The 11,723-nt window shown below is 58.1% G+C and carries 13 protein-coding genes; 7 read left to right on the forward strand and 6 right to left on the reverse strand.

The window, feature by feature from the left end:
* Window positions 1–33: 33 nt before the first annotated feature.
* From ATY80_RS18660 to ATY80_RS18685, 6 genes are read right to left on the reverse strand one after another with little or no spacing between them, the layout of a single operon-like run.
* Window positions 34–837, reverse strand: coding sequence for an IclR family transcriptional regulator (locus ATY80_RS18660; protein ID WP_088693834.1), 804 nt, complete (start codon window positions 835–837; stop codon window positions 34–36).
* 14 nt (window positions 838–851) lie between these two features.
* Complete coding sequence (locus ATY80_RS18665) at window positions 852–1,241, reverse strand: RidA family protein (protein ID WP_088693835.1); 390 nt, start codon at window positions 1,239–1,241, stop codon at window positions 852–854.
* A 17-nt stretch (window positions 1,242–1,258) separates the two neighbouring features.
* Window positions 1,259–2,029 carry an amino acid ABC transporter ATP-binding protein gene (locus ATY80_RS18670; RefSeq protein ID WP_088693836.1) on the reverse strand — a complete coding sequence of 257 codons (771 nt, stop codon included), beginning with the start codon at window positions 2,027–2,029 and terminating at the stop codon, window positions 1,259–1,261.
* Between the two features lie 12 nt (window positions 2,030–2,041).
* The gene (locus ATY80_RS18675; RefSeq protein ID WP_088693837.1) at window positions 2,042–2,701 is read right to left on the reverse strand and encodes an amino acid ABC transporter permease; all 660 of its coding nucleotides are present in this window, start codon (window positions 2,699–2,701) and stop codon (window positions 2,042–2,044) included.
* Window positions 2,702–2,705: 4 nt separating this feature from the next.
* Window positions 2,706–3,368 carry an amino acid ABC transporter permease gene (locus ATY80_RS18680; RefSeq protein ID WP_088693838.1) on the reverse strand — a complete coding sequence of 221 codons (663 nt, stop codon included), beginning with the start codon at window positions 3,366–3,368 and terminating at the stop codon, window positions 2,706–2,708.
* Between the two features lie 55 nt (window positions 3,369–3,423).
* Entirely contained in the window at window positions 3,424–4,263 is an 840-nt protein-coding gene (locus ATY80_RS18685; RefSeq protein WP_088693839.1) for a transporter substrate-binding domain-containing protein, read from the reverse strand.
* 460 nt (window positions 4,264–4,723) lie between these two features.
* On the opposite strand from ATY80_RS18685, the gene ATY80_RS18690 reads away from it, so the two are divergent.
* The 7 genes from ATY80_RS18690 (at window position 4,724) to ATY80_RS18720 (ending at window position 11,723) form a co-directional block, all read left to right on the forward strand.
* On the forward strand, window positions 4,724–5,035 hold the full coding sequence (locus ATY80_RS18690; RefSeq protein WP_088693840.1) for a metalloregulator ArsR/SmtB family transcription factor: 312 nt from the start codon (window positions 4,724–4,726) through the stop codon (window positions 5,033–5,035).
* Window positions 5,036–5,130: 95 nt separating this feature from the next.
* A complete protein-coding gene (locus ATY80_RS18695) occupies window positions 5,131–5,535 on the forward strand; it encodes a PAS domain-containing protein (protein WP_088693841.1) in 405 nt (134 codons plus the stop codon).
* A 245-nt stretch (window positions 5,536–5,780) separates the two neighbouring features.
* Entirely contained in the window at window positions 5,781–6,953 is a 1,173-nt protein-coding gene (locus ATY80_RS18700; protein ID WP_088693842.1) for an efflux RND transporter periplasmic adaptor subunit, read from the forward strand.
* A complete protein-coding gene (locus ATY80_RS18705; RefSeq protein ID WP_088693843.1) occupies window positions 6,950–10,108 on the forward strand; it encodes a multidrug efflux RND transporter permease subunit in 3,159 nt (1,052 codons plus the stop codon). Before ATY80_RS18700 ends, ATY80_RS18705 begins: the two co-directional genes overlap by 4 nt.
* Window positions 10,109–10,391: 283 nt before the next feature.
* The gene (locus ATY80_RS18710) at window positions 10,392–10,751 is read left to right on the forward strand and encodes a metalloregulator ArsR/SmtB family transcription factor (RefSeq protein ID WP_088693844.1); all 360 of its coding nucleotides are present in this window, start codon (window positions 10,392–10,394) and stop codon (window positions 10,749–10,751) included.
* The gene (gene arsN2, locus ATY80_RS18715) at window positions 10,739–11,179 is read left to right on the forward strand and encodes an arsenic resistance N-acetyltransferase ArsN2 (protein ID WP_088693845.1); all 441 of its coding nucleotides are present in this window, start codon (window positions 10,739–10,741) and stop codon (window positions 11,177–11,179) included. Before ATY80_RS18710 ends, arsN2 begins: the two co-directional genes overlap by 13 nt.
* 16 nt (window positions 11,180–11,195) lie before the next feature.
* Complete coding sequence (locus ATY80_RS18720) at window positions 11,196–11,723, forward strand: arsenate reductase ArsC (protein ID WP_088693846.1); 528 nt, start codon at window positions 11,196–11,198, stop codon at window positions 11,721–11,723.

The raw sequence follows: 11,723 nt of genomic DNA on the forward strand, positions 1-11,723 counted from the left end.
CGCGTTGACCTCGGTTTTTCCCAGGCCACCAGCTCAGCGCGCAACACGCCGGTTTGAATTGCGTGAATAGCCGAGCTTCTCGGATATTTCCGAGGCCGCGTCGAGAAGGCTCTCAAGGTAGCTCGCCCGATTACGCAAACCATCTTCGCGCGGCGCGACCAAGCAAAGCGTCGCGATGCATGCGCCGTCCGCCTGATGGATCGGCACGGCGAAGCAATGGGTAAAGTTCTCGACTTCGCTGTTGAAGGTGAAATAGCCGTCTTGCGCCGCATCGCGGACCTGGCGGATGAAGTCGGCCGGATCGAGCCGCCTGCCGTTCGGCAGGACGAAGTCGTCGGCCGGAATGAGATCAAGGATCTGGCTGTCGGAAAGGTGCGATACGAGCAGTCGCCCCGAGGCCGTCCAGGGTATCGAGACAAGTTCGCCGACATTCGAGGAAATGCGGAACGGACGGATGCCTTCCCGCATCATGGCCACCGTATACTTCCTACCCTCGAGGACGCACATCTGTGCCGTCTCCCGGGTTTCCTCTGCGAGGCGGATCAGCATGCGCTCGCATTCGCGCATCAGATCGAACTGCTCGGCATAGGCGGTGCCGAGGAAATAGAGCCGGCGACCGAGATAGACCCGGCCGTCGTCCTGATAGTAATCAAGCATGCCATGGCTGAGCAACAGGTTGACGAGCTCGTAGACCGAAGAGCGCGGCGCGCCGATTTCGGCAGCGATCTCGTTCGGCCGCATGGGCTGGCGCCTGATGCGCAGAAACTCGAGGATCTCGAAGGCACGATCCAGTCCTCGGGTGCGCCGCGATACTGTGTCGACACCAGCCTCAGCCATACTTCTCTCCGATATTAGGCGCGGTCCGCGCGATAAGCCACGCAGTCGACTTCGACCTTGCAGTCGACCATCATGCGTGATTGGACGCAAGCGCGCGCCGGAGGGTTTTGGCCGAAATAGTCGGCATACACGCCGTTAAAGCTCCAGAAATCCCGCGGATCATCGAGCCACACGCCCACGCGTACGACGTCCTCAAGGCTGTAGCCCGCCTCATTGAGAATGGCAATCAGGTTCTCGATCGCCTTGCGAGCCTGGGCAACGATTCCGCCACCGACGATCTCGCCTTTCTCCATGGGGACCTGTCCGGACACATATAGCCAGCCGCCTGCTTCAGTTGCCCGAGCGAAGGGAAGTGGTTGTCCGCCCGCGCCTGTTTCACCTGCCCCATAACGCTTGATCGTCATTCTTTTCACTTTCTTTTCTAGTTGAAGCTGGAGGTCTTGAGGAATTCAGTCAGGCGCTCCGTCCTGGGCCTGACGAACATCTCCTTTGGGTCACCCTCCTCGCAGATGACCCCTTGGTTCATGAAGATGACGCGCGACGACACTTCGTAGGCAAAACGCATCTCATGTGTAACCAGCAACATGGTCATGCCATCGGCCGCGAGACCCTTGATCACCTGCAGCACTTCCCCCACCAGTTCGGGATCAAGAGCCGAGGTCACTTCGTCAAACAGCATCAGGCGAGGTGACATTGCGATTGCACGAGCAATTGCCACACGCTGTTGCTGACCACCGGAAAGTTGGCCCGGGTAATGATTGGCTCGCGCCGATAGCCCGACGCGGTCGAGCCACCGCTCGGCGATCAGGCGCGCTTCGGCTTTCGGCATCTTCTTGACCTTGATGAGGCCAAGCATGACGTTTTGCGCTGCAGTCATGTGCGGGAACAGGTTGAACTGCTGGAAAGCCATCCCGGTGAGCGCGCGTTGGCGGGCGATCTCCTTCTCGGTCTTGCGCCGACGCGTCGATCCTTCGACGTGGTAGCCGATCTCTTCCCCATCGAGGCTGATCGTGCCGCCCTGGAATTCCTCCAGCATGTTCACGCAACGCAGCATCGTGGTCTTGCCCGAGCCGGACGAGCCGATGATCGAAATGACCTCGCCTTCCTGCACGGAGCAGTCGACGCCTTTGAGAACCTCATGTTGGCCGTAAGTTTTGCGCAGGCCCTTGATTTCAAGCATTGTCTTGGCCATCGATCGGCCTCCTCAGGATGGAAGGGCAGTCTTGCGTTCGACGAATTTGCCCAAACGCTCGATACCGAAGTTGACGACGAAATAGAGGGCCCCTGCCAGGAAGTAGAACTGCAGGCTCATGAAGTTACGGGAGATGATCTCCTGCGTGCGCAGCAGCAGTTCCGCTACACCGATAACCGACAGGAGCGTCGAAGCCTTGACCATTTCCGCCGCCGTATTGACCCAGGCTGGCAGGCACTGGCGCAGGGCCTGGGGCCACAGGACGGAGGTGAAAGTCTGCGTGAACGTCAGACCGATTGCTTTTGCCGCTTCGGTCTGCCCCTTCGGGATGGCCTGCAGGGCACCGCGAACGATCTCACCGACGTGCGACGAACAAAATATCGCCAGCGCCAGAACGCCCGCTGCGAACGGTCCCAATGCGATGCCCACGGCGCTCGAGACGTAGTAGCTGGCGAGGACGAGGACCAAAACCGGTGTGCCGCGGATCACGTCCGTATAGGCTCTCACGATCAGGCGTAGCGCACCGCTTCCATAAACCAGGGCCAGACCTACGAATACCCCGAGCACCGAGCCTGCGAGAATGGCCAGGAAGGAGATCGATACCGTCATCGCGACACCATTCAGGATGACATGGCGAGCGATCCAAAGTTGATCGAGAAAAGTTTGAGACATTGGTTTACCTCGGCAACGCCAGACGCCGCTCGACAAGGCGCATCAGGGCGGCAATGAGGAAACAGGTGACGACGTAGAGACCAGATGTGACCATCCACGTCTCGATGACACGGAAGCTCTCGACGTTGATCTTGCGCGCTGCGAACGTCAGTTCGGGCACGGCGATCGTTGCTGCAAGCGATGTGTCCTTGAAGAGAGAGATGATTGTCGAGGATAACGAAGGCAGAACGTTGCGGATCATCAGTGGCGCTATGATCGAGGTGCGTATCTGCATCGACGTCAGGCCAATCGCCATTCCGGCTTCCGTCAATCCCTTTGGAATCGACAGAAGGCCAGCGCGGAAAACTTCCGCCAGATACGCTCCCGAGTAGAGCGACAGAACCAGGACGAAGCTCTTTATCTTGTCGAGCCGGAAGCCCATCTGAGGCAGCGCAAAGAACGCAAACAGGACGAGCACGAGGATCGGCAGATTCCGGATCACCGTGACATAGGAGCGCGCCGGCACGGCGGCGAGGCGGTTCTTCGAAAGCAACGCGAAAGCGACAAAAAGACCGAGGAAAGCCCCGATCAAGATCGAGATCACCGCCAATCCAAGGCTCAACATCAAGCCGCTAAGCAGGAAATCGAAGTTGCGCCAGACTGCAGCGAAATTCAGCGTATAACCCATTGCAGGCCGCCCCTCCAGAAGCGGGAGCGGGATGGGACCCGCTCCCTTGGGCCAGTTACTTGTATTCGACCGGGAAGCCGATTTGCGGAGGCGTCAGATCCTTGCCAAACCAGGTTTTGAACGATTTGGCATAGGCATCGAATTCGACGCCGGTCATGGCTTCGTGAAGGGCGGTGTTGACGAAATTCAGCCAATCCTGGTCGCCGCGCTTGACACCGCAGGCATAGGTCTGCGGATTCCAGCCGAAGCCCGCATCCTTATACTTGCCGGGGTTCTGGGTCATGTACCACGCCAGCGAGGACTGGTCTGTGGCGACGGCATCGGCACGGCCGGATTCCAATGCCTGATAAATCAGGTCCACGGAGTCGTACTGGTCGACGGTCGCTTCCGGAAGCGCGGCATGAACCATCGCTTCCGCATAAACATTTTGCAGGACCGAAATTGTCACCGACGAGCCGGCAGCCTTAAGCGCGGCGTAGTCGGCATACTTGCCATCAGCCTTCAGCATCAGGCCGACACCTTCGCGGTAGTACGGAATCGTGAAGGCGATCTGCTGGGCGCGCTCACCCGTCACCGTCATGAACTGGCAAGTGATATCGACTTTGTCGGTGGTGATATTCGGAATGCGGGCGTCTGAGGACTGGTTGACGTACTCGATCTTCTCGGGGTCGCCAAAGAGAGCCTTTGCGATGATGTGACCCATATCGACGTCAAATCCCTGGAGCTTGTCATCGGCGCTCTTGAAGTGCCAGGGCGCATTGGTGCTGCCCGTCCCCATGACGAGGTGACCGCGAGCAAGCACCTCGTCGAGCTTGCTGCCGTCCGCGAGAACCGGGCTGGAAAGGATTGTGGCTGCGGCCAAAGCGATCAGGCCGACACGAAAAGAAGATGTCATGGTGTTCCCCTTGCGAACATTTTGCCTTTGTCCAATATTCCGGACACATGTCCGTTTTATTGGATTTTAATAGGAAGCTGTATCGGCGCTGAATTGTCAAGCTGCGCCGCCAAAAAAAGCTGCAAACGACCAATGTGACTGCTTTTGGGCAGCGCAGCATTGTACTTTGTTTCGAGGTAGCCCCTGTCCTTCGACGAGCCTCCCCCAATGCCGCTTTTTGCAAGAGTGGCCGGCCGAGGTCTGCCCGCCAGACAACCATGATCATGGAAATCTCAAACTTGGACGATTGCACGCGCGCATACGCAGGGCCGTGGCCGCTGCGAATTCACCGCAATCACGGTTGGCCAACAACGGACGCCTATTCACCTAAAGTCGATCAATCTCGATCAGATTACCATGGCAATCTCGCCATCTTACGTTTAAGTAAGCACGAGTTTTTGAAGTAAGGTGAAATCCCGAAATGCGCAGCAATACAAACTTCCATGAAGAGGCAAGACTGCTTGCACTTCTGGCAAACGAAAAAAGGCTCCTGATTGCCTGCCTCCTCCTGGACAATGAATTGAACGTAGGCGAACTCGCCAAACGAGTCGGTCTCTCGCAGTCGGCTCTGTCGCAGCATCTGGCGAGGCTGCGTGCGGGCAGCATCGTAAAAACGCGACGTGACGCCCAGACAATCTACTATTCGACAACCCACTACGGCGTCAGGAAGATCCTTTCGACCCTCAATGAAATCTATGCTCGCCCGAATTCGGGTGTCGGTAGTGCGAACTAAACCTCTGGGAAGAGCCCGACTACTGAGAAGTGCCAACTTGCGGAAGAATACGGACTGCACCATCTTCTCCTCATAGCGGTCTTTGAGGAGCGGCCATGATACCCGAAGGCGATCATCTGTTTACCACGCAGATCTCAGACGAGCCGATGCCGGATGCAGGATTGTTTACGTGGGACCTGCGCAGCAACCTCGTCTACGCCGATAGCGCGCTTGCGCAGTTGTTTGGGCTCGAACCCGACGAAACAGAACACGGCCTGCCGCTACAGACCTATATGGAGCGCATTCACCCTCAGGATGCACCGGTTCTCGCCAAACAGATCAACGACGCCATCGTTGCGCAGCATCCAACGGTGCAGAACTACCGCGTCCTGAACCAGGATGGGATCTATGTCGCCGTTTGCGCGTTTGGCCGGTGCTTTCGCGATCGAAAAGATGTCCCGGTTCATTATGCGGGCATCGTCGTGCCCGCCGAGACCTTGCCGGACAGAAAGCCGCACTAGCGATCGCGACTTGTCGTCGCCAACCATCCCTGCGCTCTGACCTATTCGCCTGCGATTGGACCAAACTGGACGAAAGCGTCCGAGGTTCGCAGCCAAGCGGAGACCCTGGCGTCATTGGCTGGGAGCAATGTCTCGCCAAGCATTGCCTGTTGTCACGACTATTGGTAGCATTTGTGGCTACCGCTGATCTGCAGTTCGCGATGCCTTGAATTGATAGACATCCTCGTATTCGTGGAGACTGGTCGATGAAAGTGCCCCGTCGAGTTTCACCGATCTATCTGAGCGCACTCCTCGCAACGCTTCTGTCACTGCCTCAAGGCGTTCTGGGGCAAACAGTCCCAACTGTCGGCATCGCGAGCGTTCAGATCGAGGATGTCTCCCCAAAGCATGAATTCGTCGGACGTGTGGAAGCCTTGAATGCGGTTGACATCCGCTCACGGATCGAAGGCTTCCTCGACAGGCGGCTGTTTGAAGAGGGCCAGATTGTCAAAAAGGATCAGGAACTTTTCCTGGTCGACAAGCGATCACTCGAAATCTCGCTGCAAGACGCCAACGCTTCCCTTGCGAGCGCCCAGGCGACCTTGGCAGATGCGCGACGAAGGCTCGAACGAAATCAGTCGTTAAGCTCACAGACCGTATCGCGCGCCACACTGGAAGAGAGCCAAGCAGCGGTGGAAACGGCTCAGGCGAATGTCTTGTCGGCGCAGGCACATGTGGGGCAAGCAGAACTGAACCTCAGCTACACTCGTATAACCTCCCCGATCGCGGGCCGCATCGGGGCAGCCGGGTTGTCGGTTGGGAGTTTCATAAGCGGCAGTTCTTCGACCCTGGCACGCGTCGTCGAAATGGATCCGATCCGCGTCGTCTTTTCCGTCAGCGACCGGTCGATCCTTGAGCTTAGGACTGCCGCGGGCGGCGCAAGCAAAGATGATCTGGCAAAAAAATACGAGCCTGGCTTGCGTCTCTCCAATGGCCAGCAATATCGCGAGACAGGCAAGATCGAGTTTTTCGGGAATGAAATCGACGAGACCACGGGAACGCTGGCAATCCGAGCATTGTTCAACAATCCAGAGAACCTGCTCATTCCAGGCCAGTTCGTGACAGTGATCATATCGGAGGCGGAAAGGAAGATGCGTCCGGTGGTCCCCTTGGGCGCCGTTCAGCAGGACCGGGAGGGCAAATTCGTCCTGCTTGTCGATCAGGAAAAGCGCGTCGCGCTGCGGCGGATAAAGGTCTCCCAGCAGGTCGACGAAAACTGGGTCGTAGATGACGGTCTCAAAGGCGGCGAGAACCTCATCGTGGAGGGACTGCAGAACATCTCCGAGGGAGTGATTGTCAACGCCACGCAGGTGGCTGCGGTCGAAGGTAGCCCTACCTCACCCTCGTCCGATGCGCCTCAAGCTGGATTGCAGCAATGAATGTCTCCGCACCCTTCGTCGCCAGGCCAAGGTTTGCAATGGTCATTGCGATCGTCATGATGATCGCGGGCACCGTCGCCCTTTTTCTGATACCCGTCGCGCAATTTCCTCAGATCACACCTCCGGAGGTGCAGGTAACTGCGAGCTACCCCGGCGCCAATGCCAGCGTCATGACAGACAGCGTGGGAGCACCGATCGAGGACCAGGTGAACGGCGTCGAAGACATGCTCTACATGTCCTCGTCCAGCACCAACAATGGCACGTACAGCCTGACGGTGACCTTTGCGGCGGGAACAGATCCTGCAATCGCCCAGGTCAATGTGCAGAACCGCGTAGCCATGGCAACGCCGCGGCTTCCAACTGCGGTGACCCAGACGGGTGTGTCGGTAAGAAGCCGTTCATCGAGCATGCTTCTCGGTTTTGCAATCTACTCGCCAAAAGGAACGAAAGACGAAATCTTCATCAGCAATTACGCGACGATAAATATTCGCGACGCCATCGCGCGCCTGCCCGGCGTCGGAGAAGCGAGCGTTTTCGGTCCCGCCTATAGCATGCGGATATGGATGAATCCCGACCGCATGCAGGCGCTCGGAGTAACGGCCGCCGATCTGACCGCAGCCATTCAGGCACAGAACGCACAGGCCTCAGCCGGGCAACTCGGATCACCGCCGTCGACAGCAGGTCAACAAATGCAGTTGACGATTACTGCCCGAGGACGGCTCGCGAGCGAAACCGAGTTCGGCGACATCATCATTCGAACCAATCGGGACGGCGCAATCGTACGTATCCGCGACGTTGCCCGCGTGGAACTTGGCGCACAGTCTTATGACACCGCCTCCACCTTGAACGGGCGGCCCAGCGCGACGGTGGTCGTCTATCAATCGTCGGATGCCAATGCGTTGGCTGTGTCTACTGCCGTCCTCGATGAATTGGAGAGATTGTCGAAGCAGTTTCCCGACGACATCGCCTATACAGTGGTTTTCGATACGACCGCTTTCGTTCGACAGACTATCCACGAGATTCTTGTGACGCTCGCCATTACCTTTGCTCTCGTGGTCGCGGTGGTTTTTATCTTCCTGCAAGACTGGCGCGCGACGGTCATCCCTACATTGACCATCCCCGTTTCGCTGGTGGGCGGCTTCGCGGTGCTCTACCTCATGGGATATTCCGCCAACACGATTACCCTGTTTGCGATGATACTCGCCATCAGTCTTGTGGTGGACGATGCCATCATCGTCGTGGAAAACGTCCAGCGGGTGATGGGCGAAGCCCACGTTGGCGTGCGAGAAGCCACCTTGCGCACGATGAGCGAAGTAACCGGTCCGATCGTTGCCACCACGCTCGTCTTGGCCGCCCTTTTCATCCCCGTGGCGTTCCTTGCGGGCATCACAGGTGAACTCTACCGGCAATTTGCCGTAACGATTCTGGTAACGATCACTTTCTCGACGATCAATGCGTTGACGTTGAGCCCTGCCCTTTGCGTTCTCATGCTGCGGCCAGCACAGCAGAGCCCATCACTGTTTTTCCGAAAAGTGAACCGGGGGCTGGAGGCGTCACGAAACTTCTATCTGCATTTGCTCGACGCCTTTTCCCGCAAGCTGGTTCTGGCTGCCCTGCTGCTCGTCGCCGTGTTCGGCGGGATTTATGGCTTCTATCGTGTCCTGCCGACCGGGTTCGTTCCTGCCGAAGACCAGGGCTATCTCTTCATGAACGTGCAATTGCCAAGCGGTGCGTCCCTGGAAAGGACGCAGCAGACAATTGCAACGGTCAGTTCAGTGCTCCAGCAGACCCCTGGGGTTGCCAATACGATCGGAATCGCCGGCTCGAGCATGGTGGGCGGCGGTGGCTCCAATTCTGGAATGGTCATTTCTGCACTGCGTCCCTGGAACGAGCGTGGAAGCGATCAAAGCGTCTTTGCGCTCATCGACCGGCTACGCGCTGAATTCACAACGATTTCGACAGCGTCGGTTGTCCCCTTCAATCCACCAGCGATTCCCGGTCTCGGCACGACAGGGGGGTTTGACTTCCGGCTTCAGGCGCGCGCCGGCCAAAGCCAGGCGGAACTGGCCGAAGCGATGCGCGGCCTGATCATAGCGGCAAACCAGACGGGAAAGACGACGAGTGTGTTCAGCACCTTTTCCGCCGATACGCCGCAAATCCACCTCGACATTGACAGGAAACGCGCCGAACTTTTCGGCGTGTCTCCAGCAACGATTTTCAGCACGCTTCAATCTCATCTCGGATCGTCTTATGTCGACGACTTCAACATCTTCTCGCGGGTTTACCAGGTACGCATTCAGGACGAGCCCAGGTTCCGAACACGGACTGAAGATATTCAACGATTGCGGGTGCAGGGTCAGTCCGGCAATCTCCTTCCACTGCAGGGACTGCTTTCGATTTCGACAGTCTACGGGCCGAACTCCGTCAACCGCTATAATCTCTTCCCGTCGGCTGCGATCAACGGCCAGGCAGCGGCCGGATCCAGCACCGGCGATGCGCTGGAGGCCATGGAAACGCTCGCGGCGGAAAAACTGCCACCCGGATTCGGCTACGAGTGGACCGGATTGGCGCTGCAGGAGCGGCAGGCAGGCAATCAGACGGCTATCATTCTCGTCATGGGCATCGTGTTCACCTACCTTTTCCTCGTCGCTCAGTATGAAAGCTGGAGCGTGCCTGTGGCGGTGATGTTGTCGGTAACGGTAGCTGTCGTCGGAGCGTTGGGCAGTCTCGTGATTGGCGGGATCGATCTCAATATCTACGCGCAAATCGGGCTGCTTCTGCTTATCGGACTGGCGGCGAAAAATGCGATTCTCATCGTGGAATTTGCAAAGGAACGCCGCGAGTCTGGCCTCAGCATCAGGGAGGCAGCCACCGCGGGAACGTCACAGCGCTTTAGACCCGTTTTGATGACGGCGATGGCGTCAGTGCTGGGTGTTGTGCCTTTGGTCGTCGCCACGGGAGCGGGAGCAGCCAGCCGGCAGGCGATCGGTACGACAGTGCTGGGAGGACTACTCGTCGGCACGATCGTCGGCCTCCTGGTTATCCCGCTTTTGTATATCCTCGTCCAAACTGTCAGAGAGGCTGTCAAGCGCCGAATTTTCGGCCATGGCCGCGATGAGGCCCGCGGAGCTTTGAGTGCTATAACTCCTGAATAGATGGCCCGCCTCTAAAACTGGGTCAGGGACTGAACGGCCTTATGCATCTTTCTTGAATCGTCAAACCGCTTCGTTCGGCTGACGTTCGGGCCCGCTCGTTCATGAGGGATGTAGGCGATGGTGGCGACGCGGTCGTATCCCAGGTGCCAGGTCCGTCGCGATGCAGGCAGGCGCGCCTGTATCCGGCCAAGGCGCCGGCGGCGGCGTCAATCGAATTTGCAACAACCGACGTTGCCGCAACGAAGCCGATTGACACCAATATTGCATCCATTAATCTGGATATATGGAACTTAAAAACGCAATCGCGGTTCTGGCCGCACTGGCGCAGACAACGAGGCTCGAAACCTTTCGTCTCTTGGTGAATTCGGAGCCGGGCGGCGTTCCGGCCGGCGAGTTGGCGCGCCTCCTTAAGGTGCCCCAAAACACCATGTCGGCCCACCTGGCGACATTATCGAGGTCAGGCATCGTGAAGAGCGAGCGACACGGCCGCTCCATCGTCTATCGTGCAGATCTTGAGGGCTTCCGGGCTCTGACCCTTTTCCTTCTCAAGGACTGCTGCGGCGGAAACGCAAAGTTGTGTGCCCCTCTCATCGCCGACCTTACGCCCTGTTGTTCGTCGGAGGCGGAGCCATGCGTGAACTGAAGCTTGATCCGACATCGGCAGATCAGGAATTGAAGGACGCGCTGAGCGCCGCCTTGCTGCCGACAGACGATATCGACGATCCCGGGCGATCATACTTCCGCTTGAGGAACGCAGAAAACAAAGTCATTGGCTACTCCGGTACCGAAATGTGGCCCAACAATGCCGTTCTCCTGCGCTCCATGGTGATCCTACCGGCATTCAGGTCTCGGGGATATGGGAGACGTCTCACGGAAATGACAATCGCGCGAACGCCCCCCGCCTCCGACATCTATCTCGTGACGACGACCGCCGCATCGTTCTTTCAGTCCATGGGCTTTACGGAAGTTAGCCGTGATCAGGTGCCGCATGCGATCCTTTCCAGCCGGCAGATGTCGGGTCTCTGCCCAGTGTCGGCGACCATCATGAAACGAAACCGACCTGCGACCTGACAACGGAAACACGACCATGACCGACAAGACCTACAACGTGCTCTTCCTGTGCACGGGCAATTCCGCACGCTCCATTCTTGCAGAATCTATCCTCAACAAGGAGGGCGCTGGACGCTTCAGAGCCTTCTCCGCAGGCAGCCAGCCCAAAGGAGAGGTGAACCCGCATGCTCTTAAGGAACTGGCCGCACTCGGCTATCCATCGACCGGGTTGTCGTCCAAGAGCTGGGATGTCTTCGCCGAACCCGGCGCACCTGAGATGGATTTCATCTTCACAGTCTGCGATAGCGCCGCCGGCGAAGCCTGCCCCGTCTGGATCGGCCATCCGATGACGGCGCATTGGGGCGTCGAGGACCCCGCCGCCGTCGTCGGCAGCGAAGTCGAAATCCAGCGCGCCTTCGCGCAGGCCGCCCGCTTCCTAAAGAACCGCATCACCGCCTTCATCAACCTGCCACTAGCCTCCATCGACCGCATGGCGCTCGAACAGCATGTCCGCCAGATCGGCTCGCTCGAAGGCGCGTCCGTACAATCCGCAAAGGCTGAGTGA

This window comes from Rhizobium sp. R711 (assembly GCF_002211365.1).
Taxonomy (GTDB): Bacteria; Pseudomonadota; Alphaproteobacteria; order Rhizobiales; family Rhizobiaceae; genus Rhizobium.

What these genes read in the sequence shown, in the direction of transcription:
- ATY80_RS18675 (WP_088693837.1), bottom strand. Translation starts at nt 2,701, where the DNA reads ATGTCTCAAACTTTTCTCGATCAACTTTGGATCGCTCGCCATGTCATC.
- ATY80_RS18665 (WP_088693835.1), bottom strand. Translation starts at nt 1,241, where the DNA reads ATGACGATCAAGCGTTATGGGGCAGGTGAAACAGGCGCGGGCGGACAA.
- ATY80_RS18710 (WP_088693844.1), top strand. Translation starts at nt 10,392, where the DNA reads ATGGAACTTAAAAACGCAATCGCGGTTCTGGCCGCACTGGCGCAGACA.
- ATY80_RS18670 (WP_088693836.1), bottom strand. Translation starts at nt 2,029, where the DNA reads ATGGCCAAGACAATGCTTGAAATCAAGGGCCTGCGCAAAACTTACGGC.
- arsN2 (WP_088693845.1), top strand. Translation starts at nt 10,739, where the DNA reads ATGCGTGAACTGAAGCTTGATCCGACATCGGCAGATCAGGAATTGAAG.
- ATY80_RS18695 (WP_088693841.1), top strand. Translation starts at nt 5,131, where the DNA reads ATGATACCCGAAGGCGATCATCTGTTTACCACGCAGATCTCAGACGAG.
- ATY80_RS18690 (WP_088693840.1), top strand. Translation starts at nt 4,724, where the DNA reads ATGCGCAGCAATACAAACTTCCATGAAGAGGCAAGACTGCTTGCACTT.
- ATY80_RS18685 (WP_088693839.1), bottom strand. Translation starts at nt 4,263, where the DNA reads ATGACATCTTCTTTTCGTGTCGGCCTGATCGCTTTGGCCGCAGCCACA.
- ATY80_RS18660 (WP_088693834.1), bottom strand. Translation starts at nt 837, where the DNA reads ATGGCTGAGGCTGGTGTCGACACAGTATCGCGGCGCACCCGAGGACTG.
- ATY80_RS18680 (WP_088693838.1), bottom strand. Translation starts at nt 3,368, where the DNA reads ATGGGTTATACGCTGAATTTCGCTGCAGTCTGGCGCAACTTCGATTTC.
- ATY80_RS18700 (WP_088693842.1), top strand. Translation starts at nt 5,781, where the DNA reads ATGAAAGTGCCCCGTCGAGTTTCACCGATCTATCTGAGCGCACTCCTC.
- ATY80_RS18720 (WP_088693846.1), top strand. Translation starts at nt 11,196, where the DNA reads ATGACCGACAAGACCTACAACGTGCTCTTCCTGTGCACGGGCAATTCC.
- ATY80_RS18705 (WP_088693843.1), top strand. Translation starts at nt 6,950, where the DNA reads ATGAATGTCTCCGCACCCTTCGTCGCCAGGCCAAGGTTTGCAATGGTC.